The 25,612-nt window shown below is 62.3% G+C and carries 35 protein-coding genes; 24 read left to right on the top strand and 11 right to left on the bottom strand.

The features are described 5' to 3' along the window. Positions 1–75 precede the first annotated feature (75 nt). The 22 genes from ASD78_RS14980 (at position 76) to ASD78_RS21710 (ending at position 14,881) form a co-directional block, all read left to right on the top strand. Positions 76–462, top strand: a complete 387-nt coding sequence (locus ASD78_RS14980) for a hypothetical protein (protein ID WP_056102753.1) — start codon at positions 76–78, stop codon at positions 460–462. Between the two features lie 445 nt (positions 463–907). Further along, positions 908–1,345 carry a hypothetical protein gene (locus ASD78_RS14975; RefSeq protein ID WP_056102749.1) on the top strand — a complete coding sequence of 146 codons (438 nt, stop codon included), beginning with the start codon at positions 908–910 and terminating at the stop codon, positions 1,343–1,345. A 96-nt stretch (positions 1,346–1,441) separates the two neighbouring features. Further along, positions 1,442–2,131, top strand: coding sequence for a VIT family protein (locus ASD78_RS20190; protein WP_082575650.1), 690 nt, complete (start codon positions 1,442–1,444; stop codon positions 2,129–2,131). Between the two features lie 89 nt (positions 2,132–2,220). Beyond that, entirely contained in the window at positions 2,221–2,553 is a 333-nt protein-coding gene (locus ASD78_RS14970) for a hypothetical protein (protein WP_056102746.1), read from the top strand. Positions 2,554–2,979: 426 nt separating this feature from the next. Beyond that, complete coding sequence (locus ASD78_RS20840; RefSeq protein ID WP_156087779.1) at positions 2,980–3,594, top strand: hypothetical protein; 615 nt, start codon at positions 2,980–2,982, stop codon at positions 3,592–3,594. A gap of 19 nt (positions 3,595–3,613) precedes the next feature. Continuing rightward, complete coding sequence (locus ASD78_RS14960) at positions 3,614–4,030, top strand: hypothetical protein (protein WP_056102741.1); 417 nt, start codon at positions 3,614–3,616, stop codon at positions 4,028–4,030. Positions 4,031–4,088: 58 nt separating this feature from the next. Continuing rightward, on the top strand, positions 4,089–4,535 hold the full coding sequence (locus ASD78_RS14955) for a hypothetical protein (RefSeq protein ID WP_056102738.1): 447 nt from the start codon (positions 4,089–4,091) through the stop codon (positions 4,533–4,535). Between the two features lie 924 nt (positions 4,536–5,459). Beyond that, on the top strand, positions 5,460–5,768 hold the full coding sequence (locus ASD78_RS14950; protein ID WP_156087778.1) for a hypothetical protein: 309 nt from the start codon (positions 5,460–5,462) through the stop codon (positions 5,766–5,768). A gap of 75 nt (positions 5,769–5,843) precedes the next feature. Next, entirely contained in the window at positions 5,844–6,251 is a 408-nt protein-coding gene (locus ASD78_RS21600) for a DUF2306 domain-containing protein (protein WP_056102734.1), read from the top strand. 319 nt (positions 6,252–6,570) lie between these two features. Further along, entirely contained in the window at positions 6,571–7,116 is a 546-nt protein-coding gene (locus ASD78_RS14940) for a DinB family protein (protein ID WP_056102731.1), read from the top strand. Positions 7,117–7,175: 59 nt separating this feature from the next. Further along, the gene (locus ASD78_RS14935; protein WP_056102728.1) at positions 7,176–7,649 is read left to right on the top strand and encodes a T6SS immunity protein Tdi1 domain-containing protein; all 474 of its coding nucleotides are present in this window, start codon (positions 7,176–7,178) and stop codon (positions 7,647–7,649) included. Positions 7,650–7,735: 86 nt separating this feature from the next. Beyond that, positions 7,736–8,047, top strand: coding sequence for a hypothetical protein (locus ASD78_RS14930; protein ID WP_156087777.1), 312 nt, complete (start codon positions 7,736–7,738; stop codon positions 8,045–8,047). 70 nt (positions 8,048–8,117) lie between these two features. Continuing rightward, the gene (locus ASD78_RS20830; RefSeq protein ID WP_156087776.1) at positions 8,118–8,384 is read left to right on the top strand and encodes a hypothetical protein; all 267 of its coding nucleotides are present in this window, start codon (positions 8,118–8,120) and stop codon (positions 8,382–8,384) included. Between the two features lie 58 nt (positions 8,385–8,442). After that, positions 8,443–8,775, top strand: coding sequence for a hypothetical protein (locus ASD78_RS14925; protein WP_056102722.1), 333 nt, complete (start codon positions 8,443–8,445; stop codon positions 8,773–8,775). Between the two features lie 1,780 nt (positions 8,776–10,555). After that, on the top strand, positions 10,556–11,140 hold the full coding sequence (locus tag ASD78_RS20180) for a hypothetical protein (RefSeq protein WP_235566510.1): 585 nt from the start codon (positions 10,556–10,558) through the stop codon (positions 11,138–11,140). Positions 11,141–11,213: 73 nt separating this feature from the next. Continuing rightward, complete coding sequence (locus ASD78_RS20175; protein ID WP_082575648.1) at positions 11,214–11,537, top strand: hypothetical protein; 324 nt, start codon at positions 11,214–11,216, stop codon at positions 11,535–11,537. Positions 11,538–12,188: 651 nt separating this feature from the next. Further along, positions 12,189–12,617, top strand: coding sequence for a DUF6869 domain-containing protein (locus tag ASD78_RS14915; protein WP_056102715.1), 429 nt, complete (start codon positions 12,189–12,191; stop codon positions 12,615–12,617). A gap of 18 nt (positions 12,618–12,635) precedes the next feature. Next, complete coding sequence (locus ASD78_RS14910; protein ID WP_056102712.1) at positions 12,636–13,082, top strand: DpnI domain-containing protein; 447 nt, start codon at positions 12,636–12,638, stop codon at positions 13,080–13,082. 90 nt (positions 13,083–13,172) lie between these two features. Next, complete coding sequence (locus ASD78_RS20165; RefSeq protein WP_082575646.1) at positions 13,173–13,556, top strand: aldehyde-activating protein; 384 nt, start codon at positions 13,173–13,175, stop codon at positions 13,554–13,556. A gap of 220 nt (positions 13,557–13,776) precedes the next feature. After that, complete coding sequence (locus tag ASD78_RS14905; protein ID WP_056102708.1) at positions 13,777–14,406, top strand: HAD family hydrolase; 630 nt, start codon at positions 13,777–13,779, stop codon at positions 14,404–14,406. A gap of 118 nt (positions 14,407–14,524) precedes the next feature. Further along, the gene (locus tag ASD78_RS20825) at positions 14,525–14,698 is read left to right on the top strand and encodes a hypothetical protein (RefSeq protein ID WP_156087775.1); all 174 of its coding nucleotides are present in this window, start codon (positions 14,525–14,527) and stop codon (positions 14,696–14,698) included. Positions 14,699–14,758: 60 nt separating this feature from the next. After that, positions 14,759–14,881: a hypothetical protein gene (locus ASD78_RS21710; protein WP_255355401.1), complete on the top strand. Its 123-nt coding sequence runs from the start codon at positions 14,759–14,761 to the stop codon at positions 14,879–14,881. Positions 14,882–15,092: 211 nt separating this feature from the next. On the opposite strand, the gene hflD is transcribed toward ASD78_RS21710, so the two are convergent. Genes hflD through ASD78_RS14885 form a run of 4 tightly spaced genes read right to left on the bottom strand, consistent with a single transcriptional unit; the run spans position 15,093 to position 17,867 of the window. Continuing rightward, positions 15,093–15,731, bottom strand: a complete 639-nt coding sequence (hflD, locus tag ASD78_RS14900) for a high frequency lysogenization protein HflD (RefSeq protein WP_056102706.1) — start codon at positions 15,729–15,731, stop codon at positions 15,093–15,095. Further along, complete coding sequence (gene mnmA, locus ASD78_RS14895; protein ID WP_056102702.1) at positions 15,728–16,861, bottom strand: tRNA 2-thiouridine(34) synthase MnmA; 1,134 nt, start codon at positions 16,859–16,861, stop codon at positions 15,728–15,730. The genes hflD and mnmA overlap by 4 nt, the downstream gene beginning before the upstream one ends. Before the next feature lie 5 nt (positions 16,862–16,866). Continuing rightward, on the bottom strand, positions 16,867–17,346 hold the full coding sequence (locus tag ASD78_RS14890; protein WP_055907034.1) for an NUDIX hydrolase: 480 nt from the start codon (positions 17,344–17,346) through the stop codon (positions 16,867–16,869). Then, positions 17,346–17,867 (bottom strand): hypothetical protein, encoded by a 522-nt coding sequence (locus ASD78_RS14885; RefSeq protein ID WP_055907031.1) that lies wholly within the window; start codon positions 17,865–17,867, stop codon positions 17,346–17,348. The genes ASD78_RS14890 and ASD78_RS14885 overlap by 1 nt, the downstream gene beginning before the upstream one ends. Before the next feature lie 109 nt (positions 17,868–17,976). Here ASD78_RS14885 and clpS point away from each other — a divergent pair, with 109 nt between their 5' ends. Together clpS and clpA are read left to right on the top strand one after the other, a co-directional pair. Beyond that, positions 17,977–18,297 carry an ATP-dependent Clp protease adapter ClpS gene (clpS, locus tag ASD78_RS14880; protein WP_055907029.1) on the top strand — a complete coding sequence of 107 codons (321 nt, stop codon included), beginning with the start codon at positions 17,977–17,979 and terminating at the stop codon, positions 18,295–18,297. Positions 18,298–18,385: 88 nt separating this feature from the next. Continuing rightward, on the top strand, positions 18,386–20,668 hold the full coding sequence (gene clpA, locus ASD78_RS14875; RefSeq protein ID WP_056102699.1) for an ATP-dependent Clp protease ATP-binding subunit ClpA: 2,283 nt from the start codon (positions 18,386–18,388) through the stop codon (positions 20,666–20,668). A gap of 219 nt (positions 20,669–20,887) precedes the next feature. On the opposite strand, the gene ASD78_RS14870 is transcribed toward clpA, so the two are convergent. The 7 genes from ASD78_RS14870 to trxB all read right to left on the bottom strand — a co-directional run bounded on the left by ASD78_RS14870 (position 20,888) and on the right by trxB (position 25,559). Beyond that, complete coding sequence (locus ASD78_RS14870) at positions 20,888–21,247, bottom strand: hypothetical protein (RefSeq protein WP_056102696.1); 360 nt, start codon at positions 21,245–21,247, stop codon at positions 20,888–20,890. A 496-nt stretch (positions 21,248–21,743) separates the two neighbouring features. Beyond that, complete coding sequence (infA, locus tag ASD78_RS14865; protein WP_031372296.1) at positions 21,744–21,962, bottom strand: translation initiation factor IF-1; 219 nt, start codon at positions 21,960–21,962, stop codon at positions 21,744–21,746. A gap of 87 nt (positions 21,963–22,049) precedes the next feature. Then, positions 22,050–22,841, bottom strand: a complete 792-nt coding sequence (gene aat / locus ASD78_RS14860; RefSeq protein WP_056102693.1) for a leucyl/phenylalanyl-tRNA--protein transferase — start codon at positions 22,839–22,841, stop codon at positions 22,050–22,052. A 34-nt stretch (positions 22,842–22,875) separates the two neighbouring features. Beyond that, positions 22,876–24,042, bottom strand: a complete 1,167-nt coding sequence (locus ASD78_RS14855; protein ID WP_056102691.1) for a GNAT family N-acetyltransferase — start codon at positions 24,040–24,042, stop codon at positions 22,876–22,878. Continuing rightward, the gene (locus tag ASD78_RS14850) at positions 24,020–24,460 is read right to left on the bottom strand and encodes a GNAT family N-acetyltransferase (RefSeq protein ID WP_056102688.1); all 441 of its coding nucleotides are present in this window, start codon (positions 24,458–24,460) and stop codon (positions 24,020–24,022) included. The genes ASD78_RS14855 and ASD78_RS14850 overlap by 23 nt, the downstream gene beginning before the upstream one ends. Further along, positions 24,460–24,603, bottom strand: a complete 144-nt coding sequence (locus tag ASD78_RS20820; RefSeq protein ID WP_156087774.1) for a hypothetical protein — start codon at positions 24,601–24,603, stop codon at positions 24,460–24,462. The genes ASD78_RS14850 and ASD78_RS20820 overlap by 1 nt, the downstream gene beginning before the upstream one ends. A gap of 2 nt (positions 24,604–24,605) precedes the next feature. Then, on the bottom strand, positions 24,606–25,559 hold the full coding sequence (gene trxB, locus ASD78_RS14845; protein WP_055907009.1) for a thioredoxin-disulfide reductase: 954 nt from the start codon (positions 25,557–25,559) through the stop codon (positions 24,606–24,608). Between the last annotated feature and the right edge of the window lie 53 nt (positions 25,560–25,612).

Here is a 25,612-nt window from a genome sequence, read left to right as displayed (position 1 = left end):
ATCTAACAATTCATTCAAGCCGAAGCCGCTTCGCGGCTCGGCTTAATTCAGGCGTTAGGCACCACAGGAGAGTTCATGAAGGTTTTGACAGCAGCAACCGCCTTTCTGGCGGTCATCTTGTCCTCGACAGCTGGCGCGAAAGAGGACTCAAAGTCCGACGCACTCAAGGACCAAGTCGCATACCTCACTAGCATCAGTGTTCCAGCGATGAAGGATCTGTGTGCCTCGCTGTACCCTAGCTTCCCTGATGGAGTCGATGTGATGTTCCAAATGTGGCTCCCTGAGCATCAGGAACAAATTTCGCGCGGGCGACAAGCGCAGATCTCGGGGTTGGAGCCTGGCAAGTCGATCGAGGAGTGGGAGCTGTCCACTGTTGAATCGGTAAAGCAGCAGTTCAATTCCGCTCCGCGGGACAAGCAGGACAAACGCTGCCTGGGCTTAATCACGGCGTTAGGACAGTGAGTGGTGCCTAACAATTCATTCAAGCCGAAGCCGCTTCGCGGCTCGGCTTAATTCAGGCGTTAGGCCCCGCATGAAGGTTCACGACAACGCCCCAAAACCTGGACGCATTTGGTCCATCGAGGTTCCTGCGCGGGTGGGACGGCGAACTCTTGTGCACATCATTGCCGGCATGCCCGGCGTTCGGGTGACGCAACAGCCATCGGCATTGTCATGGCTCCTGGACAAGCCATTCTGTCGCTTTGAGCTTGGTGGACGCTGTTTCACAATCGAGTCGTCTTGGCCAGCTGGCGAGAGGTTCGAGATTAGCCCTGACCCACCCGGTTGCGCAGAGGAGTTGTTGGTGATCAGGGAGGCGCTGCTTGCACATTCAGCCAGCGGGGCCTAACAATTCGTTCAAGCCGACGCCGCTTCGTTCCGGCACCAGGCATGGCAGGAAGAGCTTGCCATGCCTGGCACCTGCACTACGCAGCACGGCTTAACTCAGGCGTTAGGCCTCATAGAGAATTTCATGATTAGCTGGAAAAAGATCCTGACTTACGGCTTGTTCTTGTTCGCCGTCCAATTCGTGATCGGAATGGCAGCCGGGTTCTTTTCGCCCGGCACGAGCTCCCTCTTCTCGTCCGGTGACATAGCTGCATTCTTCGCCGGCCTCGCAATCTTTACCCATCTTTCAATTCGGAAAACAGCCCGCACGCTGTTGCACGCATTCTTGGTGCTTTCTGTTTACTGGGTACTGTCAATAGCCGCCGGCGTCATGCTCTCGCCTCTGCTGGGACATGTTCCATTTCTGCTTGTAGCGCTAGAGTGGCTTAGTCTGTTCGTAGCTATGGTCGCGGGGATGATGCTTGGTCTCTTCCTCCGTCATCGCAAGGTCTCTGCGTGAGGCCTAACAATTCATTCAAGCCGAAGCCGCTTCGCGGCTCGGCTTAATTCAGGCGTTAGGCGTCGCAATGAGCCTTCTACCATCCGGTGAAAATGTATGAGGCACAGCGAAAGACATCGAACACATCGGACAGGCTGGCTTCGCGCTGCCGTTCTTGGGGCAAACGACGGGATCGTTTCCACAGCGAGCCTTGTATTGGGCGTGGCAGCCGCTGGTGCAAGCACAAGAGCAATTCTCGTTGCGGGTGTCGCCGGTCTTGTCGCTGGAGCCATGTCAATGGCCGCTGGCGAGTACGTCTCCGTCAGTTCGCAGGCAGATACGGAGCGAGCCGATCTAGCCCGCGAGACAAAAGAGTTGGCCGCAAATCCAGCTCAAGAGCACGAAGAATTGGTATCAATCTATGTCCAGCGTGGACTTGATAGGCCATTGGCATCAAGTGTTGCCACCCAACTTATGGCTCATGATGCTCTTGGTGAACATGGCAGGGACGAACTCGGTATATCCGATACGTTGGCCGCTAAGCCAGTCCAAGCCGCATTCGCTTCCGCAGGAACTTTCGCTACGGGTGCTGCGCTTCCACTCCTGATGGTTCTGGTCCTCCCAAATGTCACGCTCATGTGGGGTCTCGCGAGTAGCTCCCTTTTCTTCCTTGCATTGTTAGGCCTTTTAGCTGCGCGCACTGGCGGTGCCCCGGCATTGGCATCCGTACTGCGTGTTTCCTTCTGGGGCACCTTGGCGATGGGTTTGACTGCGGCAGTCGGAGCGATCTTCGGGGTCACTGCGTGAAAGGCGTCGAGTTGACTGGTGCGCCGCCTAACAATTCATTCAAGCCGAAGCCGCTTCGCGGCTCGGCTTAATTCAGGCGTTAGGCCGCTATGGAAGACAACGACATCGTCCGCCTAGAAGATTTAGCTGCCATGCGGGCGGCTACTTCGCGAACCGCACGTCGAACTTTGCTGGTTGCTGCCCTAGTCGGCCCAGCCGCCGGGCTCATTGTGCTCGCGGTTGTCTATCTCTTGTACGGCCAGGAGCGCTTGGACCTCGGCTACATCGCTGCTGGCATCTTTGCCTTACTTGCTGTCCCTCAGTTCATGCACTGGTTTCGGCACTATCGAAGCATCTCGCGCCAACTGGACGCATTGGAAATTCGCGTCAAGAATGGCGAGCGTATCTACGGGTCGCAGGCCGGGTTCCACTCGTACCGCTAGCGGCCTAACAATTCATTCAAGCCGAAGCCTCTTCGCGGCTCGGCTTAATTCAGGCGTTAGGCCGCATGGACAGATCAAAGCTGATGAAGTTCTTCTCCGCCTACCTTCATGGCGCTTTTGCGGCGTCCATTCTCTACCTGTGTGTGTCTCGGCCCCTCAGTGGCACCGGCGCTACGCCGAGTATTCAAGTCGCTCTGTTGATCTATTGGCTTCTAGTTGCATGCTTGTTTGGCCTCACTTGCGCCGCAATCCTCCGCGGGTGGCCCTTCCAGCGAAAACTTCGCTACTTTGCGTTCGGCTCTCTGGCGCCAGCCCTGTTATTGGTTATTGTCACCAAGGTGGCCGCCCAGCTTGCGGCCTAACAATTCATTCAAGCCGAAGCCGCTTCGCGGCTCGGCTTAATTCAGGCGTTAGGCGCTCAGGTCCATGAAGACGTTGCCGATCTCAATTCAACATTCTGTGGCCAACCACTATCACACGGATGCGCGTGACTTCGCGGGGCGCTTCAATACCCTCTGGGAAGATCAGCTTCACAAGACTGGACGGATTAAGAGCTTTGTTGACTTGGTCATGGGCTGCGAATGTGCACTCAAATCCCACATTTTCCTTGGGCGCTTAGATCAACATCCTGACGAGACGTATAAGCTGGTGCGCCGCGCCGGACACAATGCGGAACAGCTATCTACAATTGCAGCGTTCCTTCAAGACCGGACGCTTTACGATCAGGTCGGATCCAAGCTCGGTCCATTCTCCGTTTTTGTAAGGTACTCACTGGACGCTTACTCGACCTTCTTCCCCGCACTTGCTGACTGGGCTGATGCACCTATCAACTACGCGGCAACAATTGGTAACAACGCATGGGTTCTTGGCGTTCGTGACGATCTAGACTGGCTAATAGAGTCATCCTCTCCGGAGTTCTCAGGCGCCGTGGACCATGACATTGAAGCCATTCTCCGGCATGAGCGGGAGATGGAAGACTTCATGCGTAGAATCGTGCCTAACAATTCATTCAAGCCGAAGCCGCTTCGCGGCTCGGCTTAATTCAGGAGTTAGGCCTCGTATGGAAGAAGTCGCTGCTCAAGCTGAAATAGACAAGCTGGTTACCGGCTTCTTCTCGGTTTTCGACAATCGCAATGGTCTCGCCCCAGATCTTGCCGATCTTCTGGGCTATTTCGCCGAAAAGGCCGTGATTGCTCTTTCCTCAGGCCAGGATATCCAGCTCTATACGGCCGTGGAGTTCGCACTACCACGCATTGAGCTCCTTTCAGGAGGTGCGCTCGTCAACTTCCATGAGGCCGAGACCAGTTCCACCACAAACATTTTTGGCGCCATCGCCGTCCGCACGTCGCGGTATCGCAAAGCTGGCGTGTTAAACGGCAGCCCTTATACCGGAACTGGCACCAAAATCTTTCAGGTGGTCGCGCTCGGCTCCGGCTGGCGCATTGCATCACTTGCTTGGGCCGATGACGAGGCCTAACAATTCATTCAAGCCGAAGCCGCTTCATGGCTCGGCTTAATTCAGGCGTTAGCCGGCCATGACAGAACTCTCCGACCGGATGAAAGCAGACACTCGCGAGGAGTGGCGGGAGTTCGGCTTCTTCTACACAAGCGACGACTCAGCCAAAGAGTGGCTGCTCTCGGGTGACAAGGCCGGCCTGCTCGGCTTCGCCGACATGCTTGACGCTTATGCCGCAGAGCCTCGATTCGCCACAAAGAGCGAGCACGAGCACTTTGGGCCGCACTGGTACCTAAAGGTGGTCACTTGGTCAGAGGCGCGCATAGACGGGCACGCTATCTGGGGATCGCAAGCTGACATTGCTCGGCTCGCTCAACTTGTGCGCAGCGCCGTTAAAGCTGCACAGGCAGGGGATTCCATTAACATCCGGGAGCAGTACTCCGGCGACTCTGAGTACACCCTTGTGCTCAAGGTCCAAGTGGATGGTTTCGACCCGGCCAGCCTAGATCCGCAGCTGGCCGGCTAACAATTCATTCAAGCCGAAGCCGCTTCGCGGCTCGGCTTAATTCAGGCGTTAGGTGCCAATGACACATGACGAAGCACTTGAGGCACTAAGAGCGTCTTTCTCTCGAGAGTCGTGCACCCCAACGCTTGGTACTGACGATCGAGAGGGATACATTCGAGAGCAGACTCGTCTACTTGAAGCAGCCCTAATCCCGCCGGTGACGGCCAATGTCAAGGACGAGGCCTATAGCCACGGTCTGCTGCAACGACTCGCCGGTCGAAGCGTTTTTGCAATTGCACACTCGGGCAATGAGTGGCTTGGCTTTATTCCGGAGACTGGAGAGTTCTTCCTCGCTTACGGGGAAAGCGCCGACCATCTGACTGCGCTCGGGTTCCATTCCGATGATGCGCTAGCTCAGTGGCTAGGCTAATGTCACAGATGCAATCCAAGGCGTCGCGGTTGGCGCCTAACAATTCATTCAAGCCGAAGCCGCTTCGCGGCTCGGCTTAATTCAGGCGTTAGAGCCCATGGATGTCATCTGTCCAGAGTGCAGAAAAAGCATCGACTTTGCGGACGCATTCGCGTCGTCTTTCTGCTGGGCGCAAACCCACTTCGGTCAGGCACGCCCCGCCATCGCGTTTCGCTGCCCTGAGTGCAACACACCTGCACATTTCACGCCGGATCATGAGGAAACGGAGATAGGCCTTCTTGGCTCTGGCCCGCCCCTGGATACAATTGAGGGGTCACGCTATCCAATTCATCTTTCCTTTCATCGGCAAGGTGATGTCCTGACAGTTCAGTGGGGAGCCCATAGCAAGACCGTGCCCACTGCGCGCTCCTTTGTCGCAGCGTTAGCGGCACGGGATGGGCTCTAACAATTCATTCAAGCCGAAGCCGCTTCGCGGCTCGGCTTAATTCAGGCGTTAGACCTCTTTGGTCACAACTATGAATCTGAAAATCCGTCAAGCAATTCTTGTAGCATTGTTTTGTATTGCTGGACCTATTACGCCTTTGTGGGCGGCGGACCCGCGCATCGACACTTCCTCAGACGAGGCCCTCCGAAAGAGCCTTGCCCAGATCGATGCTGAGCTAACACCCGCACAACGCGAGCAGTTCATCGCCGCTGTGATCCAACTTGACCTTGCGAACCCTCGATTCCGCAACATGACCATTGATCAGATTATGCAACTCATCAACGGCAAGACTGCCGTTGAGATCATCGAGTTTGCAAACGCACCAGCAGAGTCCAGGTGATATCGGCGAGGTCTAACAATTCATTCAAGCCGAAGCCGCTTCGCGGCTCGGCTTAATTCAGGCGTTAGGGCGAAAATGCAGCTATCCGGCATGTCAAGCATTCGGTCTTTAGGCCCCTCCCGCCTTTTCTGGCGCGTTGGCTCGGCCATCGTATTGCTTGCCCTCGGAATCATCGGCATCGACTTCTTGCTAACCGTCTACGGCAAGTATCACCAGTTGGACCCCGCTGCCTACACCATGTTCTGGGTACGACGCGGTTGGTTGTGGACCCACCTTGCCGGCGGGGCACTTACCATCATCTTGGGGCTGATCCAATTCCTGACCCAGTGGCCGCGGGCCTACTCGCGCCTGCATCGATGGACAGGCCGCGTATACATCACCGGTATGCTCATCGCCTGCGTGGGCGCCACAGGGCTGATCGCACTTCGCCGGCACCGTTCGCCATCCGCGCAGCATTCGCCGCCACTGCATTGGTGTGGTTGACGACGGCCCTGATTGGCGTAATCGCTATCCGTGGCCGCCGGGCGCCGTCACACCGCCGCTGGATGGTACGCAACTATCTTGTGACGCTCGCTCCCATCACCTTTCGAGCACTGATTAAGGTTCCAGGAATGATGGAGCTTGCGCCTCCGCCGGTAATGATCCCGATACTGCTATGGTTAAGTTGGCTGCTTCCCCTGCTGATCTGCGAGGGGGGCTATCGCATCGTTGATCGCGCGGGTTTGCGTCCCAGCAATTCGTTCAAGCCGAAGCCGCTTCGCGGCTCGGATTAATTAAGGCGTTATGCCCATTGAGAGGTTCCGTGGATCGTAAAGGTCTTGTTTGCTTAATGGCTTCCTATAACAAGTGGATGAACGCAAACGTTTATGCCGCTGCTCAAACTCTATCCGAGGACGAGCTGCTAGCCGACCGCGGTGCGTTCTTTGGCTCAATACTTAAGACACTCAACCATTTGGTCGTTGCCGACACAATTTGGCTCAAACGCTTCGCCGGACATCCGGCCAAGTACAGCGTATTGGAGTCAATGCTCCAGATTCCGGCGCCGGACACCATCGCCGATCTGGACAAATTCAAGGATCTCCCAAGCATCGCTGCCCACCGTACCTGGCTCGATCGGCTAATTAGCGACTGGGCACAGACAATCGGTGATTCAGACCTCGACTTCGTGATGACCTACACAAACTCACGAGGCGGAGTTGCCGAAAAAGATTTTTTTGGCCTAGTCATGCACTTCTTCAATCATCAGACGCATCACCGTGGTCAAATCACTACTTTGCTCTCGCAATCGGGGGCGGATGTCGGAGTAACTGACCTGCTTGCGTTGGTGCCAAACGGGCCTGGGGCATAACAATTCATTCAAGCCGAAGCCGCTTCGCGGCTCGGCCTAATTCAGGCGTTAGACCACTCATGGTGATCTCGTGGAAACAGCTCACGTTTGTTCCAACACCCGAAGCTCTTGAAGAGTTCCGCAGCAGTTGGGGCTGGTTCGTCCCGGATGAGATGATGGCCTTTATGGCCGCAACCTCAGGAGACTTGTTCTTCGAAGCCGCGGATGGTGCTGTTCACTGGCTGGACACGGGGCGTGGCGAGCTATCCCGTGTCGCAGCATCTCGCGATGAATTCCTAGCAGCAATGCGCGCTGACGGCGGCAATGAGTGGTTGATGACCCCGGTAGTAGAGGAGCTATTAGGCGCTGGGGCAGTTGTCGGAGACGGCCAATGCTTCGGCTACAAGGTGCTCCCCATTCTCGGCGGCGACTATACAGCGGACAATATGGTCCCCATGTCAGCCGTAGCTTGGTACGGTTCCTCAGGTTGGTATCATCAACAGCTGCATGATCTTCCAGACGGCACTCATGTCCGTCTCTCCGTTGGGGAGTGACCTAACAATTCATTCAAGCCGAAGCCGCTTCGCGGCTCGGCGTAGCTCAGGCGTTAGGTCCCATGGCAGTCAGTTCGAGAACTTACTTGCAATTCAAGCTTGGGCTGGGGGCCTTAATTGGGATAGGCAGCTTCATGGCCATTCCTCCGTACATGCTTTGGGGCTTGGCAACTTTCCCGATGCTTGTCTTAGCCGTCATCTCTTTGTCCAAACGAAGAGATCGCTTCACCCTGGCTGTTGCTTACATTATTTCTGGTCTCGGTGGCTTTGCGATCGGACACTTCTTCTGGCGAGCGGATGAGCTTAGCTGGGCCGGGATAAAATTGATGATCTTGCTAGTGACTGTCTGTACCATCACGGCCGTCCGCATCCTGGTGGTTAAGTCGGATGAGGACTAACAATTCATTCAAGCCGACGCCGCTTCGCGGTTCGGCTTCATCCATGCATTAAAGTGCGGACCAAGACCTCATGTACGGCGTGATAGAGAACTGGAACAACGGCTGGTACGGCATCGGTCTCGGGCTCTCGCGTCCGGAGATAGATCGGTTGATCGGCTTGCTCACAAAGCTTCGTGAAGATCCCGAGCAACACTTCCACATATCAAGCGATTATGTCGGTGCCGGTGGCATCGGCGACATTGAGGTGTATGTCGCCGAGGCAGACGGTCCAAGCAATCTACAATTCAGAGGTTTGGCGCTGCCTCCGAGCGGCGAATTGCCGCCAGCCAGTGCCTAGCAATTCATTCAAGCCAAAGTCATTTCACGGCTCAGCTTTGTTCAGGCATAGGACATCCATGCTACTGATCGCAACTGTGTTGGTAGCAGTCGGGGCTCTTATTACGCCCTTCTACTTTCATGCGCTTGTCCGTTTCCGTCGCATTCTTTTGGCGGAGCGCCCCGTTATCGCAGACCGGCGCGGGTCTCTCAGCTTCTTTTACATAGGCATGCACAAGATCGCTGATTTAAACGTGGGGGCGGCCATTGTCGGCGCTGCTTTCGGCCCGATTGCGCGAGAGCTCAAAGACCCGAATGCGATACGGTACGCTCGGCGCATCCGGCTTAGTCTTCTCGTGGGTGTGCCCGCTTACCTGATGGCGTTCGCCATCATGATCGCCGGTGCTCCCTAACAATTCATTCAAGCCGAAGCCGCTTCGCGGCTCGGCTTAACTCTGGCGCTAGCCCTCATGCCCAACTTACTTCGCGTCGCGTGCATCATCGCAATAGCAACTGGCGCTGCCTTGGGGGTCCTGGCGCTGCTATATGAGACAGGCTTTGCCCGTTACACGACGCCCCTTATCTGCTTAGGTATGGCCTTTTGCGTGTTCCAAGCCATGGACTTGGCGGTGGGTTCAGTCCTTCTCGTTCTTCGTCCCGCTCATCACCATCCTGTTCCCGCCAACTGCGGAGTTCTATGGCCAATACAGGTCGTTGGCCATCGTTCTTTACGCAATTGAGGCAGCAGCATTCATCACAATCTTGGCGCATCTGCTCCGGTCTCAAGTGACTAAGCAGTGGTTCACAGCGGTCCCATGAGGGCTAACAATTTATTCAAACCGAACCCGCTTCGCGGCTCGGCTTAATTCAGGCGTTAGGTGGCAATGGAGAGTTCTTCGCAAATCGGCCGTTGGAGCATCCGCTTCGATCCAGAGCGGACGAGAGAGCTCTACGCGCACACCTTAGTCATCGCTTGCGAGTGTTTGGACTGCGCGAACTTTCGTGCTGCCGGGGAGGGAGCATTCTCGCCCCCCTTTCTGCAGCTGCTTCAACAACTTGGAATAGATCCAGGCAAGCCGGCAGAGCTTTGCCATTACGGCAGCAGCGGTGAGCCTATGCCAACGCAAGGCTGGTTCCATTTTGTTGGCCGCCTTGAGGGTGGTGTGGACGCTTGGCGGCAGACCAGTGAGACAACCCATAGCCTTGATGCAGAACCCTTTCCCGGCATGAAGAGTGCTGGGTTCAGTGCGTGTTTGTCGCAGGTGCCGGAGCCATTTGAGGGGCAGCCTCTGGTCCAGCTAGAGTTTGAGGCAGTTGTTCCGTGGGTTACAGCGGTTCCGCTGGCATGAATCCCCGGTTGCCGCCTAACAATTCATTCAAGCCGAAGCCGCTTCGCGGCCTGGCTAAGTTCAGGGGTTAGAGCCCATGAGAAAGTCCTTTGCAATTCCAGCAATTTTCGTTGTGGCAACCGCATGCGGCCAGGTTGCCCTTGGTGCGGCCTGGATCGAAGCCTTCGCCCAGGTTGATCCCGATGGCTCTGGAGCGGCGGCCTTTCTATATGGGCCGCTATCTGCCCTCTCGGGTGTCGCACTGCCTTTCCTGCTCGGATACTTAGTTGGTCGCAGAGGATTTCTACTTGGCGCCTTGGTCGGTCTTCTGTCCGGCCCTGGTGAGCTGCTACTTATCACTCACAATGCGCCTTCTCTCGGGCTCACGTCACAACTTCTGTCCACCGCGATCGGCAGCGGAATTACTTGTGCCGTTGCGGCAGCGGCTGGGGTGGCCGCGAAGAGCAGAGGCTCTAATAGTTCATTCGAGCCGAAGTCGCTTCGCGGCTCGGGTTAATTCAGACGTTAGGTCAATTGGATGGCAATGGATAATCCACAGTTGGAACCAAGTCGCGCAATGGATAGGCTCCACTACGCAAAGAATATCATTGGCCTTGTAGGATTCACGGTCTTGTTTTTGTACTGCGCCTACCTGCTCTCTACCACGAGCAGGCCGAATGGCCTGCTTGTCTACGGTCTTGTGATGTTCGCGCTTCTGCTGACCATCATTCGCTCTGCTAGGCGCGTGTTTGCGATACGCCGCATTCTTTCAACTGGCCAAAAGTGACATGCGCGGCTATCGGCCAACAATTCATTCAAGCCGAAGCTGCTTTGCGGCGCGGCTTAATTCAGGCGTTAGATCTCCATGAAAGTAACCGCAAGCGACGTTCGCGGTAGAGCGCAAGTCACTCGCATCGCGGAGACGGATCCTAAGGCTGCGCTCAAGTTGGCTCGCAAGATTAGCCATGCTTGGTATCGGTGCCAGGCGCTTACCGCCGCGGCGGAGCGACTTAATGGCAAAGAGCAAATGGTTGCACTGTCTGCAGCCTTGGCCGCAGCAAAAGAGCAGGACGAGCCCAATCGCGTCGTAACGGTCGCGTCCTGGCCTGTTGGAGTGCTGGCCTCTATCAAGCCAGAGCTGGCGGCGAAATGGATCGCCGAACTGGTGAGCATCGCCGAGACTGAGCCTCACAATCTGAGGCGGTCACATGCTCTCCAGTTCTTGGCTTTCCAAACATCGCCTTATCCAGAGCTATTGGAACTCGTCACTCCCGCGCTGGCTGAGGCGCTACTTGGCGGCCATGGTCCACGTATCGACCGGGTGATCCGGGATACTTTTGATATCTTTCGATCCACCCATCCTCACTTGCTTCGACCGCTTGCCTTACACCACAAAGCCAATCGGCAGCAGCAAAAGCTCTTCGAGTCACTTCCTTGCGAGGAGATCTAGCAGTTCATTCAATCCGAAGCCGCTCCGCGGCTCGGCTTAGTTCAGGCGTTAGTACTTGCAGGAAGCTTCCCGCATGATCAATGTCGCACAAAAGAACATTGCGCCGTCGGCCGATCACCCTGATCACGACGTATATTCTTTCAGCGTCGTTCCCGGCAGCGATAAGCCTTTTGTCTTTGAGCAGTCCATTGGCGGAGGGCACTCCGAGCGAGGAGGTGCAACCCTCCTTTCCCTGAGCGAGCTCAATGAGTGGCCTGGCGATTGGCGCCAGCATCTCTATCATTCAGGCTGCTCCTGGGTCATTGCGGTGCTTGAGGCTGTCATTCCATCCGCGGACTCATCGTCGGCAGTTGAGTCAATCCTTGCTGGGCTTAGCCATCCTGGCGGCGAGGCCTAAAAATTCACTCAAGCCGATGCCGCTTCGCGGCTCGGCTTAATTCAAGCGTTACGCCCCTAAGGAAATTTCTCGCATGCTGAGTCTGGATAGTCCGCGTTGGGGAGAACTCCAGCATGCATATGGCTCCGCTTCGGATACACCTTTCCTTCTTCGCAAGATTCAATCAGCGCCGGATGCCATCGGCGAGTCCGAGCCTTGGTTCACCCTTTGGAGCTCGTTGGCGCATCAAGGCGATGTCTACTCAGCTTCATTTGCGGCTGTGCCTCACGTTGTAGCTGTCCTTGCCGCTCACCCAGAAAGGGCTGGCTCCACGTATTTCCAGTTCCCCGCCTGGGTGGAGATCTGCCGGCAGCGCCAAGGCACTCCGATGCCGGAGGATCTAGGGCGTGCCTATTTTGCGGCTCTGGGCCTGTTACCGGCCCTAGCGGCTGCGACAGCGTCCCGCCCGTGGGACGGGGTGATGGTCGCCTGCGTTCTTGCTGCCATTGCCGTGGTAAAAGGCGATGCTTCTGTGGCTGAGGCGGCGTTAGAGTTGTCGCCGGACGGAGCCTCTTCCTATCTGCAATGGCTAGCGGATCGGTAGTAGGGCCATAACAATTCATTCAAGCCGAAGCCGCTTCGCGGTGCGGCTTAACTCAGGTGTTAGGTAGCATGGACTCTCCAACGGACATTGAGGCTTGGGCAACTGCGTACATCGCGGTCCACGAGGCTCGCGCCAGTCTGGATGAAACACATCCGGGCTATCTGGCGGCCTATCACTTCATGGATGAGTTAGTCGGACCAATCGCTGAGGAGTGTTGGCAGGGCATTCTCGCCGTCGTGCATAAAAGGCCCTCGGACTGGGTACTTGGCATGCTGGCAGCCGGTCCTGTGGAAGATCTTCTTGCCTGCTCGGGCGTCCAGTTCATTGAGCGCATCGAGATCGAGGCTCGCCAAAACCCGGATTTCCGTAGCATGCTTCATGGCGCCTGGAGGAGTGGTACCCCGGAGATTGGGCGAGATTTGTGGCGGCGCGTGGGCCATCTGAGAATGCCGCCTAACAATTTATTCAAGCCGAGGCCGCTTCGCAGCTCTGCTTAATTCAGGCATTAGGGCGATATGGCAACTTCAAAGCAGCTGTTGGGCACATGGGGCGAGCAGCTTGTCGCAAAGATCTGCGACTGCCCAAAATGCAAGAGGCCCAAGACCCTCAAACTGCTCCCGCCAAACTTCAAGTGCGCCGACTTGATCTGTGACTTCTGCGGATTTCTGGGCCAAGTCAAAGCAATGACGGTTCCAACGGTTTCGGCTCTGCCAAAGCAAGTTCTTGGCGCTGCGTGGGCTCCACAGAAAGAGCGAATGGACTCTGGCATCTACTTTCCGCTCTTTCTGGTGCTCAAGGCTCCTTCAACCCACGCCATTTATTACCTCCCAACGGACTTCCAGAGCCCCGCGCTCTTTGCCGCGCGCAAGCCACTATCCAGCTCGGCGCGTCGCGCAGGTTGGCAGGGCTTCATGTATGTTCTCGGGGCGGTTCCTGATGGGGCGTTCGTGCGTCTCGCGTAGCGCCCTAAAAATCATTCAAGCCGAAGCCGCTTCACGGCTCGGCTTAATTCAAACGTTAGGCGGCATAACCACACACAACGGCCTACTCAGATGAGCCAGGAACAGCATCCACCCTCGCTGCACGGTTCCTGCCACTGCGGCTTGGTGCGCCTCACGCTGCCGGCGGCGCCCGAAACGGCGACGAGTTGCAACTGTTCGCTGTGTCGGCGCATAGGCGGGATATGGGCCTACTACGAACTTGGCTCGGTCTCTATCCAGGGCCATCCCGAGAATACGGAGAGCTACATCTGGGGCGATCGAACGCTGAGGAATTTTCGCTGCAAGACCTGCGGCATCGTCACCCATTGGGAGCCGGTTGAATCCGCGCCCTCCGCTCGTCACGGAGTGAACCTGCGGAATTTTGAACCGGCGCTCTTGGAGTCGGTCGTCGTCAGGCGCTTCGATGGGGCGGACACTTGGAAATTCCTGGATTGAGCGCTTGCCGTCCTTCGCATCCGGCGCTCAGGTCGTCGCTGCGCAGGGCTGGACCGTCGTGGGCGAGGGGCGGGCAGGGCGATGCGATTTGGAGATGGCGATACTGAGTCGGGGCTCGCCCTAAGTAGATCGCATGGCGATCGAGGCGCACGGTGGCCGCGGCGCTCGGCCGTGGGCGCGTGGCGCGTTAGGCTGACGCCTGGTTCCAGGCGGATTGGCGATGACGATACGGGCGGTGGTGTTCGACGTGTACGGCACCCTGGTGCGCATAGGCGAGCGGCGCGCGCCGTATCGTGCGCTGCTGGCGCGCATGGAAGCAGCGGGGCGTGCGCGTCAGGCCGGCGACGCGGCGGTCATCATGAGCCGGGACCTCGACCTGGTCGGCGCCGCTGCGCTGCTGGGGGCCGATCTGTCCGCGCCGGAGCTGGCCGCGCTGGAGCGCGATCTACAAGCCGAGCTGGCGTCGGTGCGCCTGTTTCCCGATTCGCTGACGGTGCTGCAGGCCCTGGCCGCGCGCGGCCTGAAGCTCGGCCTGTGCTCCAACCTGGCGGCGCCCTACGCGGCGCCGGTGCTGCGCCTGCTGCCGGCACTGGACGCCTATGCCTGGAGCTTCGAGGTCGGCGCGATCAAGCCCGAGCCGGCCATCTATGCGCACGTCTGCCGCCAGCTGGGCTGCGAACCCGGGCAGGTGCTGATGGTCGGCGACACCCCGGAGGCCGACCTGCATGGGCCGCGTCGCTATGGCATGCGCAGCCTGTTGCTGCGCCGCGAGGGGCCCAGGGCCGGCGACGTTGCGGGCGACACGATCTCGGACCTCGGCGGCGTCCTGGCCGCGCTGGACGCGGTCTGAGAACCTCGCCTGAAGGCAAGCCCGGACGCGGTGCCGCCGCGCCGGGGGATGCGGATGAGCCGCGAATCGCATCGCCAGCGCCGGCGAGGCCGCGCCTGATATTCATGCACGCATCGCGATGAAAGCCAAGATCGCGCATCGCATCCGCATGCGTATCGCGATGAGCGCGGATTTGGCCGGCGTTTCAGTTGCACGGCGTATTCTTCATATGAAGGACGCATCGCCGCAGGACCGCGATGTGAAGACGCGAAGCACGTCGCATTCCGCGGCGTTGAGCCGCACGGCGACGTGACGGCATTCGCAGATGCAAAACGCGTGCTGGTGTGTGATTTGCACGCACAGGGGGAATGCCATGAAAACCGTCAAAACTGCCCGAGCCGACCGGCTCGACCGCGCCTTGCGCTGGACGTTGGGCTTGACCCTGATCGCTGCGGTGGCCTGGGCCTGGGCCCAAGGCAGCGGCGCCGGCCTCTAAGGCCCCAGCGCGCCGCGTCGTTGATTTCGCCGGTAAGGCGCGCTTTGCCGCGCCCTGCGGCCCACCACCGCCCAATCGAGATGCCCGTTGAGCGCCGCGAGGCGCGATCGACGTAGGCTGCGGTGCCGACCGCATCGTCGCGACCGTTCACGACGCGCCGCTGGTTCCGCTGGCGCGGTGCGGTGCGGTGCGGCTTAGCGCAGCCTAGGGTCTAGTCGAGGTACCGATTGAGCGCGGCGATCATGTCGCGCCGACGCAGCAGGAAGTCCCACAAGCTGCCGCCGAGCTGGCGCCACAGCACCGCCGAACGCACGGCCGCCAGCAGCACCGCGCGCACTTCGGCGACCACGCTGGCCTGGCCCAGATAATGCGGATTGCCCTGCACCAGCACGCGCGGGCGCAGGTGGCTGAGGGTTTCCGCGTAAAGGCCGCCGAGCCCGGCGAGCACGTCCGGATGGCCGCTGCCGAGGCGTTCGGCCGCGCCGGACTGGGCGAGGATGCCGGCCTGCACGCGCTGTGCCATGTCGTGATCGCGCACGAAGCGGCGTTCCAGCTGCATCACCGCCAGCGCCAATCGCGGCAGTTGCTCGTCCTTGGTCTCGCGCACGAAGTAGTCGCGCAGCAGCACCAGGCCCGGACGCAGCGCCTCGACGCCGCCGTAGACCTGCGCCAGCGAGGAGGCGTCGATGCGGAACACCGAATCCAGCGCCGTGCCCAGCACCGCGGCGTTGGCCTGGCCGGTGTCGGCGATCCGGCGCACCTGGGCCAGCGCCTGTACCAGGCCGGCGAGGGCGAGCACGCGCTCGGAAATCGTCTTGGAGGCGGGGGAGGCGCTAGGGGTGGAACTCATGCGGCATTGACCCTCAAATGGTGTTCCAGCGGCGCGTCGGTGGCGGCGATGACGGCGCCGCCCAGGCAGACCTCGCCGTCGTACAGCACCAGCGACTGGCCGGGGGTGACCGCGCGCTGCGGGCGCGCGAAGCGCACCTGCAGGCAGCCGTCGTCTTGTACTTCGACCTCGCAGGCTTCGTCGGGCTGGCGGTAGCGGGTCTGCGCGGTGCAGGCGAAACGCTGCGCCGGCGGCGCGCCGGCGATCCAGTGCGCGCGCTCCGACCACAGCGCCTGCGATCGCAGCCAGCGGCTGTCGCTGCCCTGGTCCACGTACAGCACGTTGCCCGCCACGTCCTTGCCGACCACGTACCACGGCGCCGGCTCGTAGCCGCGTACGCCGCCGATGTTGAGCCCTTCGCGCTGACCCAGGGTGAAATAGAAAACGCCGGGGTGGGTGCCGATCACGCGGCCGTCGGCGCGTTCGCCGTCGACCGCACGGATCTCGCCCGCGCGCGCCGGCAGGTAACGCGCCAGGAACTCGCGGAAGTCGCGCTCGCCGATGAAGCAGATCCCGGTCGAGTCCTTCTTGGCCGCGGTCGGCAGCCCGGCCGCCTGCGCCATCGCGCGCACGTCGGTCTTGATCAGCTCGCCGAGCGGGAACCGGGTCGCCGCCAGCTGGGCCTGGCCGAGCTGGTGCAGGAAATAGCTCTGATCCTTGCCGCGATCGGCCGCGCGCAGCAGCCGGTGGCGGCCGCCGCTGTGGTCGACCCGGGCGTAGTGGCCGGTGGCGATGAATTCGGCGCCCAGTTCGTGGGCGGCATCGAGGAAATGCTTGAACTTGATCTCTCGGTTGCACAGCACGTCCGGGTTGGGCGTGCGTCCGGCCGCGTACTCGGCCAGGAAATGCGCGAACACGCCGTCCCAGTACTCGCTGGAGAAATCGCGGAAGTGGATCGGCAGGCCGAGCCGGCCGCAGACCGCGACCGCGTCGCGGCGGTCGTCTTCGGCGCGGCAGTCGCCGCTGCCGTCGTCGGCCCAGTTCTGCATGAACAAGCCCGCGCAGGGCTCGCCCGCATCGCGCAGGAGCAGGGCGGCGACCGAGGAATCGACCCCGCCCGACATGCCCACCACGGTGCGTACCGAAGCCACTGCGCTCAATCCAGGTGCTGCATCAGGTCCAGCGGATGGCGGCGGCCGGCCAGGAAGTCGCTGGCGGTGCGCCAGACCAGGGGGCTGCGGTGGCGCGCGGACTCGGCCTGGAGCTCGTCCGGGCTCAGCCACAGGGCGCGCACGATGCCTTCGTCCAGGCGCCGGGTCGCATCGTGCGCGACCGGCACCGCGGCGAAGGCGAAGCGCAGGTAATGGCGGCCGTCGCTGCCGTCGGCCTGCAACGGTGCTTTCCACTGGTAAGCACCTACGAAGCCGGTCAGGCGCACGTCCCAACCGGTTTCCTCGCGGGTTTCGCGCAGGGCCGCGTCGACCAGGCTCTCGTCGGGCTCCAGGTGGCCGGCGGGCTGGTTGATCACCAGGCGCCCGCCGACCCGTTCCTCGACCACGAGCAGCCGCCCGCCGTCGACCACCACCGTGGCGACGGTGACGTCCGGCTGCCAGAAGCGGCCCTCGCGGTAGCTCATCAGAACTCGTCCTTGCCCGGGGTCAGCTCGGCTTCCATCAGGTCGGCCGCGCGCAGGGCGTAATCGAGGGCGTCGTCGAGTTCCTCGGCCGGGGCGTCGGCGCGCAGCTTGACCACGAATACGGCCATGTTGCCCTGCTTGACCCAGCCGCCCATCTTGCTGGACTGGCTGTCTTCGAGCAGCTTGTTGGCCAGATCGGCCGGGAACGCGTCGTTCTCGGAGCGGTAGGCCGGGGCCCAGACTTCGCGCACCTTGTGCTTGCCGTAGCTTTCGGTGCGCGAGATCACGAAGCCCAGCTGGCTGCGGTCGTCGTCCATCTCGAAGGTCAGCTTGTAATCGCCGTCCTCGTCCACCTCGTACTTGTAGCCCAAGCCGTCGAGCTGCTTGGCGATGCGCGGGTCGGCGGCGGTCGAATGCTGGGCTTCGTCGGCTTGAGCCTTGTTGCTGGCGGCCTGGGCGGCGGCGGGCAGCAGCAGGGCGGCGGCCAGCGCAGCGGGTAGGGCCAGGGCGGTAAGGCGCATCGGGATTCCTTTCTCTTCAGGGTTGGGAAGGAGCAGCAGTGGCGCCATTTTGCAGTGCCACGCTCTCGGGCGTCCACGGCCAACGGCCTGCCGGCCGTATAATTTACGTATGTCCAAACAAACCGAACACGAACACAGCCATGGCGTACTGGTGGAGACGGGGAAGCCGGAAGTCGCCCGGCCGCCGCTGTATTCCGTGCTGCTGCTGAACGACGATTACACCCCGATGGACTTCGTGGTGGAGGTGCTGATGCGCTTTTTCCCGATGAACGCCGAAAAAGCGACCCAGATCATGCTGCACGTGCATACCCGCGGGCGCGGGGTTTGCGGCGTCTTCACACGCGAGGTCGCCGAATCCAAGGTGGCGCAGGTGAACGAATTTTCAAGGCTGCACCAGCACCCCTTGCTGTGCACGATGGAAAAAGCCTAAAACGACAGCCGTAGCTCCGCGACGACGGGGATGGAAAAACCGCCGGCCGGCCCCACCTTGGGTGCATACGTTCTGGAGGCCCCCTCCCATGTTCAGCAAGGATCTCGAATACAGCATCGGCCAGTGCTACAAGCGCGCCCGCGAGGCGCGCCATGAGTACATGACGGTCGAACACCTGCTGCTGGCCCTACTCGACAACCCCTCCGCCGAGGGTGTGCTCAAGGCCTGCGGCGCCGACTTCGTCCGCTTGCGCAGCGACCTGGAGCAGGCCATCGCGACCTCGGTCTCGGTGCTGCCCGAGGATGTCGACCGCGACACCCAGCCCACCCTGGGCTTCCAGCGCGTGCTGCAGCGCGCGGTCTACCATGTCCAGTCCTCCGGCAAGAAGGAGGTCACCGGCGCCAACGTGCTGGTGGCGATCTTCGGCGAGAAGGACTCGCACGCGGTCTATTTCCTCAACCAGCAGGACGTGGCCCGCCTGGACGTGGTCAATTACCTGTCGCACGGCATCGCCAAGCACGGCGCCGAGGACGCGGGCGGCCAGCAGGAGGACGGCGAAGCCAAGCCGGCCGAAGGCGGCGAGGGCGAGGGCAAGTCCGACGCCCTGGCCGAGTTCGCGGTCAACCTCAACCAGCTCGCCCGCGACGGCCGCATCGACCCCCTGGTCGGCCGCGCCGACGAGGTCGAGCGCACCATCCAGGTCCTGTGCCGCCGGCGCAAGAACAACCCGCTGTACGTCGGCGAGGCCGGCGTGGGCAAGACCGCGATCGCCGAAGGCCTGGCCAAGCGCATCGTCGACGGCGACGTGCCGATGGTGCTGGAGAACGCGACCATCTACGCGCTCGACCTGGGCGCCCTGGTCGCCGGCACCAAGTACCGCGGCGACTTCGAGAAGCGCCTCAAGGCGGTGCTGGCGCAGCTCAAGAAGCTGCCCGAGGCGGTGCTGTTCATCGATGAGATCCACACCATCATCGGCGCCGGCTCCGCCAGCGGCGGCACCATGGACGCGAGCAACCTGATCAAGCCGGCGCTGTCCTCGGGCGAGCTGCGCTGCATCGGTTCGACCACGTTCCAGGAATACCGCGGCATCTTCGAGAAGGACCGCGCGCTGGCGCGGCGCTTCCAGAAGATCGACATCGTCGAGCCGACCGTGGGCGAGACCTTCGAGATCCTGCAGGGCCTCAAGCCCAAGTACGAGGCTCACCACGGCGTGACCTACGCCGACGAGGCGCTGCAGGCCGCGGTCGACCTGTCGGTCAAGCACATCGGCGACCGCCTGCTGCCGGACAAGGCCATCGACGTCATCGACGAGGCCGGCGCGCGTCAGCGCCTGCTGCCGGAAAACGTGCGCAAGAGCCTGATCGACATCGAAGAGATCGAGACCATCGTGGCCAAGATGGCGCGGATTCCGACCAAGCAGGTCTCGGCCAGCGACAAGGACGTGCTGCGCAACCTCGAGCGCAACCTCAAGATGGTGATCTTCGGCCAGGATCCGGCGATCGACACCCTGACCGCCGCGATCAAGCTCGCGCGCTCGGGCCTGGGCAACCCGGACAAGCCGATCGGCAACTTCCTGTTCGCCGGCCCGACCGGCGTGGGCAAGACCGAGGTCACCAAGCAGCTCGCGCTGCAGCTGGGCATCGAGCTGGTGCGCTTCGACATGTCCGAGTACATGGAACCGCATTCGGTCAGCCGCCTGATCGGCGCGCCTCCGGGCTACGTCGGTTTCGACCAGGGCGGCCTGCTGACCGAGAAGATCGTCAAGACCCCGCATTGCGTGCTGCTGCTGGACGAGGTCGAGAAGGCGCATCCGGACATCTTCAACATCCTGTTGCAGGTCATGGACCGCGGCACGCTGACCGATACCAACGGTCGCGAGGCCAACTTCAAGAACGTGATCCTGGTGATGACCACCAACGCCGGCGCGGCGCAGGCGGCGCGGCGCACGATCGGCTTCACCCAGCAGGACCATTCGACCGACGCCATGGAAGTGATCCGGCGCAGCTTCACCCCGGAATTCCGCAACCGCCTCGACGCGGTGGTGCAGTTCCAGGCGCTGGGCTTCGATCACATCCTGCGCGTGGTCGACAAGTTCCTGATCGAACTGGAAGCGCAGTTGCACGAGAAGAACGTCACTCTCAGCGCGACCCCGACCGCGCGCGACTGGCTGGCCCAGCACGGCTTCGATCCGCTGATGGGCGCACGCCCGATGGCGCGGGTGATCCAGGACAAGATCAAGCGCCCGCTGGCCGACGAGCTGCTGTTCGGCAAGCTGATCGGAGGCGGCCGCGTCAGCATCGACGTCAAGGACGACGAGCTGGTGGTCGAGTCCCAGGCCGAGCCGGAGAAGCTGTTGCCGGTGACGGTGTGATCAGGCGGTTTGATCAGACAGTGTGATCGGGGCGCGCTGCCCGGGCGGCGCGCTCGTCGATAAACGAAAACAGGCGGCCGAGTGGCCGCCTGTTTCGTTTGCGCGCGGGTTTGGCGCGCATCTCTGAACCAGGACGTATCCGCCTGGCTCAGGCACCCATGCAAGCTGGACGGTCTCGCAACCGTCGTACCCGCGGTTCCCGATCCTGCCCGGCTGCGATCAGCGGCGCTTGGTGTAGCGCGCGTAGTCGTCGGCGTCGATGCGTTCGACCGCGTTGATCTTGCAGTTGGCGTTGTTGGTCTTGACCCGGGTGCCCGTGGGGCAGATCCGGCCGCCCTGGCCGTCGGCGGACAGTTCGAAGCGGGTCGCCAGAGGCAGGCCGTCGCAGGAGCTGCCGACGCTGAGGCGGTAATAGGCGTCGCCGTCGGCGACCAATACGTACTGAGTGCCGAAGCGCGAGACCTGTTGCGAGCCGCTGAGGTCCACGCAGTCCTGGATCGCGTCGCCGGCCAGGGCCGGCGCGCTGATCGCGCACAGGCCGAGCGCGATGAGTAGGGAAAGTCGGTGGGTATGACGCATGGCACAGCTCCTTGTTGGGGATCGGGTGGTTATCAAGCTAACGACGTGCGGTATGCGACGAATCTGGAGGAAGTCGCCATGACCTCCGGCACCGTGCGCGCCGGGTACGATTCGCCGCGAACATCGGCAGACGAAATACGGGTTTGCAGGGCGCATGCTGCGCCGGCCGTTGCGCGGCGCAAGCCGTCTTGCGACGGGGCGGGCCGCGACGGGTGCGAATCGGAACGGGCGCCGACGAATCGGAAGCGGCCGCTAGCGACAGCGCGCAGGCGAGCGCCAACGCGCGGCGCGCAGGCGGCCGAACCGTTCGTCATCGCAGGCGAGCGGCGCGGCCGGTGGTGTGGGTGGCCCGGCATGCATGTCTGGATGCCCGGGCGTGCGATTGGGTTGCAGCTGCGGTGCCAGGATCGCTGCGCCAGGCCGGAGCGCGGCCCGCCGCGAAAACGAAAAAAGCGGCCATCGGCCGCTTCTTTGCTCGCTTGCCGCGCTATCGCGATTACTTCATGCGATAGGTGATGCGGCCCTTGGTCAGGTCGTAAGGCGTCATTTCGACCTTGACCTTGTCGCCGGTCAGGATGCGGATGTAGTTCTTGCGCATCCGTCCCGAGATATGGGCGATGATCTCGTGCCCGTTTTCGAGGCGCACGCGGAACATGGTGTTCGGAAGGGTTTCCGCCACCGTGCCCTCGAATTCGATCACGTCATCTTTTGCCATGTGTTTCCTGAATGAGGAAGAACGGGCGTTTCGCGCCCGCGAAGCCCGGCATTGTGCCACGCCGGGACCCGCGGTGCAAAAATGTTGTTAATCGGTGCCAGGGTCGTAGCGGTCCGGGTCGTCTGCGGCCAGGGACGGCGGTGGCGCGTCGGCCAGTTCCCGGGCGGGGCGGTCTCCAAAGCGCTCGCTCCAGGAGCCCGGGCTGAGCCCGGCGCCGGTCAGTTCGGCGATCGCGGCCAGGAAGCGCGGCCGCGGCCAGAGTTCGGCGCCCAGGCTGAGCAGATGCTCGTTCTCGACCTGGGCGTCCAGCAGCGGCCAGCCCCAGGCGTGCAGGCGCCGCGCCAGCGCCGCCAGCGCGACCTTGGAACCGCCGGACTGCAGCGAGACCATGCTTTCGCCGAAGAACATGCGCCCGATCGCGACCCCGTAGATGCCGCCCGCGAGGCGCTCGCCGTCGTAGACCTCGACCGAATGGGCATGGCCGAGCCGGTGCAGCCGCAGGTAGGCGGCGAGCATTTCCTCGGTGATCCAGGTGCCGTCCTGGCCCGGTCGGGGCATGCGTGCGCAGGCCTCGATGACCTCGGCGAAGGCGGTGTCGGCGCGCACCCGCCAGTCGCTGCGGCGCAGCTGGCGGCGGAACTTCGACGACAGGCGCACGCCGTCGCTGCGGAACACGGTGCGCGGGTCCGGGCTCCACCACAGGATCGGCTGGTCGTCGGAGTACCAGGGGAAGACGCCGTGGCGATAGGCGTTGAGCAGCCGCGCCGGCGACAGGTCGCCGCCGAGCGCGAGCAGTCCCTCGGGCTGGCGCAGAGCGCGCTCGTGCGGCGGGAACGGCGCCTCGGGATCGGCGGACAGCAGCGCGGGCAGGGGATTCATCGCGACGATGATCGCCGAGTTCGGGCGCGGCCGCTCAGTCGACCTGCTTGAACGGACTGTGCGCGGCGAGGGTGCGCGCGTAGCCGCGGATCGAGGCGCGCTCCTCGCGGCACCAGGGCGCCAGCGCCGCGCGGAAACCTTCGTGGCCGATCCAATGCCGGCTGCGCACGAACGTGGGCAGGAAGCCGCGCGCGAGCTTGTGTTCGCCCTGCGCGCCGGGCTCGAAGCGGGTCAGGCCCTCGCGCAGGCAGTAGTCGATGCCCTGGTAGTAGCAGGTTTCGAAATGCAGCCCCGGCAGCGCCGCGTCGGCGCCCCAGTAGCGGCCGTACAGGGTGTCGCCGCCGCGCAGGCACAGCGCGCCGGCGATGGCGCGGCCGTCGATTTCGGCCAGGAAGATCACCAGCGACCGCGGCATCGTGCGGGCCAGGTGATGCAGGAACTCCAGGGTCAGCGCCGGGTGGTTGCCGTAGTCGGCGAAGGTGCGCAGGTAGAAGCCGTGCATCAGCGCCAGTTCGGCCTCGCTGGCGTCGCCGCCTTCGACGGTGCGGAAGCGCACGCCGGCGCGCGCGACCTTGGCGCGTTCCTGGCGGATGTTCTTGCGGTGCTTGTGGTCGAACGCAGCCAGGAAGCCGTCGAAGTCGCGCCAGGCCGGCCCCTCGGCGGCGGGCGGATTGCGCCAGTGGTATTGGACGTCGCTGCGCTGCAGCCAGTCGTCGCCGAACAGCGCATCCTCGTCCTCGCGGTGGAAGTTCACGTGCGCGGAAGACAGGCCCTGGCGCTGGGTCAGCGCGGCCATGGCCTCGACCAGCAGGCGCCGGTCGTGGTCGTTGCGGGCGAGCAGGCGCGGCCCGGTCACCGGCGAGTAGGGCACCGCGCACAGCCACTTGGGAAAGTAATCCAGACCGTGCTGGGCGTAGGCATGGGCCCAGGCGTGGTCGAACACGAACTCGCCGTGCGAATTGGCCTTGAGGTAGGCCGGCGCGGCCGCGATCAGCTCGTCGCCGCGCCACAGGCTCAGGTGCTGCGGGGTCCAGCCCCAGTCCTCGCGCAGGCAGCCCTGGCGCTCCAGCCCGGACAGGAAGGCGTGGGCGAGGAAGGGGTTGCGGCCGTCGTGCAGCGCGTCCCAGTGAGCGGGCGCCAGGGACGAGAGCTCGGGCAGCAGGCGTACGCCGATCGCGTCAGTCGCGGCGTCGGTAGACATCGGGGTCGTGGCGTTGCATGTGCCGCTCGGGTTCGCCGAGCGCGTCGAAACCCAGGCCCGCGTACAGGCGCTGCATGTCGCGCGTGACCAGGTGCCAGCGGCGCAGTCCCTGCACGCGCGCGTCGTCCATCAGCGCCTGCACGATCGCGCGGCCGTGGCCGCGGCCGCGCTGCGCGGGCAGCACGAACACGTCGGCGAGGTAGGCGAAGGTGGCGTGATCGGTGACGGCGCGCGCGAACGCGACCAGCTCGCCGTCGACGTAACCGCGGTAGCACAGCGAGTAGGCGAGGGCGCGGCGCAGGGTCTCGGCGGGGATGCCGGCGGCCCAGTACGACTGCGACAGGAAGCCGTGAATCGTGGCGAAGTCGCTGTCCGACAGCGGCGCCTGACGGTCGTCGCGGATCTGCAGCGCAGTCATCAGCGCGGCCGCTGGATGGTGAAGGGCAGCACGATCGCGAACGGCTCGCCGCGATCGTCCCTGCAGAACAAGCCGGGTTCGCGCGCCTGCGCCGCCGCCGGCAGCGCGGCCGCCAGCAGCAGGCTCAGGAGCGCGGCGCGCACGCTCAGGCGTCCTTGTCGAGGAACTTCTCGGCGTCCAGCGCGGCCATGCAGCCGAAGCCGGCCGAGGTGATCGCCTGGCGGTAGACCTGGTCGGCGACGTCGCCGGCGGCGAACACGCCCGCAACCGAGGTCTGGGTGGCGTTGCCGTCCAGGCCGGTCTTGATGGTCAGGTAGCCGTTCTTCATTTCCAGCTGGCCTTCGAACAGGGTGGTGTTCGGGGTGTGGCCGATGGCCACGAACAGGCCGTGGATCGACAGCTCGCGCACCGACTCGTCGAGCACAGACTTCACCCGCAGGCCGGTCACGCCGGCGTCGTTGCCCAGCACTTCCTCGACGGTGTGGTGCCACACCGGCTCGATCTTGCCGGACTGGATCTTGGCGTGCAGCTTGTCCTGCATGATCTTTTCGGCGCGCAGCGTGTCGCGGCGATGCACGAGATAGACCTTGCGGGCGATGTTGGACAGGTACAGCGCTTCCTCGACCGCGGTGTTGCCGCCGCCGATCACCGCCACGTCCTGGTCCTTGTAGAAGAAGCCGTCGCAGGTCGCGCAGGCGGACACGCCGCGGCCCTTGTACTCGTCTTCCGAGGGCAGGCCCAGGTACTTGGCGGTGGCGCCGGTAGCGATGATCAGCGCGTCGGCGGTGTACTCGCCGGAATCGCCGGTCAGGCGGAACGGCCGTCGCGACAGATCGGCACTGTGGATGTGGTCGAACACGACCTCGGTATCGAAGCGTTCGGCATGCGCCTGCATGCGCGTCATCAGGTCCGGACCCATCAGGCCGTGGGCGTCGCCGGGCCAGTTGTCGACTTCGGTCGTGGTCATCAGCTGTCCGCCCTGTTGCAGGCCGGTGATGACCAGCGGCTTGAGGTTGGCGCGGGCAGCGTAGACGGCGGCGGTCCAGCCGGCGGGGCCGGAACCGAGGATGACGACGCGGGAGTGCTTCGAAGGGGTCATGTATATAATCGCGGGCTGTGGGACGCGCGTTCGCGCGATGTGTCTCCGGCACG

The organism is Lysobacter sp. Root667 (genome assembly GCF_001427715.1).
Classification (GTDB): Bacteria; Pseudomonadota; Gammaproteobacteria; order Xanthomonadales; family Xanthomonadaceae; genus Lysobacter.
The sequence above is the reverse complement of the archived record's forward strand: the minus strand, read 5'-3'. Positions and strand labels throughout refer to the sequence as shown.

What these genes read in the sequence shown, in the direction of transcription:
- clpS (WP_055907029.1), top strand. Translation starts at nt 17,977, where the DNA reads ATGTCCAAACAAACCGAACACGAACACAGCCATGGCGTACTGGTGGAG.
- ASD78_RS14925 (WP_056102722.1), top strand. Translation starts at nt 8,443, where the DNA reads ATGCTACTGATCGCAACTGTGTTGGTAGCAGTCGGGGCTCTTATTACG.
- aat (WP_056102693.1), bottom strand. Translation starts at nt 22,841, where the DNA reads ATGAATCCCCTGCCCGCGCTGCTGTCCGCCGATCCCGAGGCGCCGTTC.
- ASD78_RS14905 (WP_056102708.1), top strand. Translation starts at nt 13,777, where the DNA reads ATGACGATACGGGCGGTGGTGTTCGACGTGTACGGCACCCTGGTGCGC.
- ASD78_RS14890 (WP_055907034.1), bottom strand. Translation starts at nt 17,346, where the DNA reads ATGAGCTACCGCGAGGGCCGCTTCTGGCAGCCGGACGTCACCGTCGCC.
- ASD78_RS20190 (WP_082575650.1), top strand. Translation starts at nt 1,442, where the DNA reads ATGAGGCACAGCGAAAGACATCGAACACATCGGACAGGCTGGCTTCGC.
- ASD78_RS14855 (WP_056102691.1), bottom strand. Translation starts at nt 24,042, where the DNA reads ATGTCTACCGACGCCGCGACTGACGCGATCGGCGTACGCCTGCTGCCC.
- ASD78_RS21710 (WP_255355401.1), top strand. Translation starts at nt 14,759, where the DNA reads ATGAAAACCGTCAAAACTGCCCGAGCCGACCGGCTCGACCGCGCCTTG.
- ASD78_RS14935 (WP_056102728.1), top strand. Translation starts at nt 7,176, where the DNA reads ATGGTGATCTCGTGGAAACAGCTCACGTTTGTTCCAACACCCGAAGCT.
- ASD78_RS20825 (WP_156087775.1), top strand. Translation starts at nt 14,525, where the DNA reads ATGAAAGCCAAGATCGCGCATCGCATCCGCATGCGTATCGCGATGAGC.
- ASD78_RS20840 (WP_156087779.1), top strand. Translation starts at nt 2,980, where the DNA reads ATGAAGACGTTGCCGATCTCAATTCAACATTCTGTGGCCAACCACTAT.
- ASD78_RS14885 (WP_055907031.1), bottom strand. Translation starts at nt 17,867, where the DNA reads ATGCGCCTTACCGCCCTGGCCCTACCCGCTGCGCTGGCCGCCGCCCTG.
- ASD78_RS14870 (WP_056102696.1), bottom strand. Translation starts at nt 21,247, where the DNA reads ATGCGTCATACCCACCGACTTTCCCTACTCATCGCGCTCGGCCTGTGC.
- ASD78_RS14980 (WP_056102753.1), top strand. Translation starts at nt 76, where the DNA reads ATGAAGGTTTTGACAGCAGCAACCGCCTTTCTGGCGGTCATCTTGTCC.
- ASD78_RS14910 (WP_056102712.1), top strand. Translation starts at nt 12,636, where the DNA reads ATGGCAACTTCAAAGCAGCTGTTGGGCACATGGGGCGAGCAGCTTGTC.
- ASD78_RS14915 (WP_056102715.1), top strand. Translation starts at nt 12,189, where the DNA reads ATGGACTCTCCAACGGACATTGAGGCTTGGGCAACTGCGTACATCGCG.
- infA (WP_031372296.1), bottom strand. Translation starts at nt 21,962, where the DNA reads ATGGCAAAAGATGACGTGATCGAATTCGAGGGCACGGTGGCGGAAACC.
- ASD78_RS14975 (WP_056102749.1), top strand. Translation starts at nt 908, where the DNA reads ATGCCTGGCACCTGCACTACGCAGCACGGCTTAACTCAGGCGTTAGGC.
- ASD78_RS20830 (WP_156087776.1), top strand. Translation starts at nt 8,118, where the DNA reads ATGTACGGCGTGATAGAGAACTGGAACAACGGCTGGTACGGCATCGGT.
- ASD78_RS20180 (WP_235566510.1), top strand. Translation starts at nt 10,556, where the DNA reads ATGAAAGTAACCGCAAGCGACGTTCGCGGTAGAGCGCAAGTCACTCGC.
- ASD78_RS14955 (WP_056102738.1), top strand. Translation starts at nt 4,089, where the DNA reads ATGACAGAACTCTCCGACCGGATGAAAGCAGACACTCGCGAGGAGTGG.
- ASD78_RS20175 (WP_082575648.1), top strand. Translation starts at nt 11,214, where the DNA reads ATGATCAATGTCGCACAAAAGAACATTGCGCCGTCGGCCGATCACCCT.
- ASD78_RS14850 (WP_056102688.1), bottom strand. Translation starts at nt 24,460, where the DNA reads ATGACTGCGCTGCAGATCCGCGACGACCGTCAGGCGCCGCTGTCGGAC.
- hflD (WP_056102706.1), bottom strand. Translation starts at nt 15,731, where the DNA reads ATGAGTTCCACCCCTAGCGCCTCCCCCGCCTCCAAGACGATTTCCGAG.
- ASD78_RS14970 (WP_056102746.1), top strand. Translation starts at nt 2,221, where the DNA reads ATGGAAGACAACGACATCGTCCGCCTAGAAGATTTAGCTGCCATGCGG.
- trxB (WP_055907009.1), bottom strand. Translation starts at nt 25,559, where the DNA reads ATGACCCCTTCGAAGCACTCCCGCGTCGTCATCCTCGGTTCCGGCCCC.
- ASD78_RS21600 (WP_056102734.1), top strand. Translation starts at nt 5,844, where the DNA reads ATGCAGCTATCCGGCATGTCAAGCATTCGGTCTTTAGGCCCCTCCCGC.
- ASD78_RS14960 (WP_056102741.1), top strand. Translation starts at nt 3,614, where the DNA reads ATGGAAGAAGTCGCTGCTCAAGCTGAAATAGACAAGCTGGTTACCGGC.
- clpA (WP_056102699.1), top strand. Translation starts at nt 18,386, where the DNA reads ATGTTCAGCAAGGATCTCGAATACAGCATCGGCCAGTGCTACAAGCGC.
- ASD78_RS14950 (WP_156087778.1), top strand. Translation starts at nt 5,460, where the DNA reads ATGAATCTGAAAATCCGTCAAGCAATTCTTGTAGCATTGTTTTGTATT.
- ASD78_RS20165 (WP_082575646.1), top strand. Translation starts at nt 13,173, where the DNA reads ATGAGCCAGGAACAGCATCCACCCTCGCTGCACGGTTCCTGCCACTGC.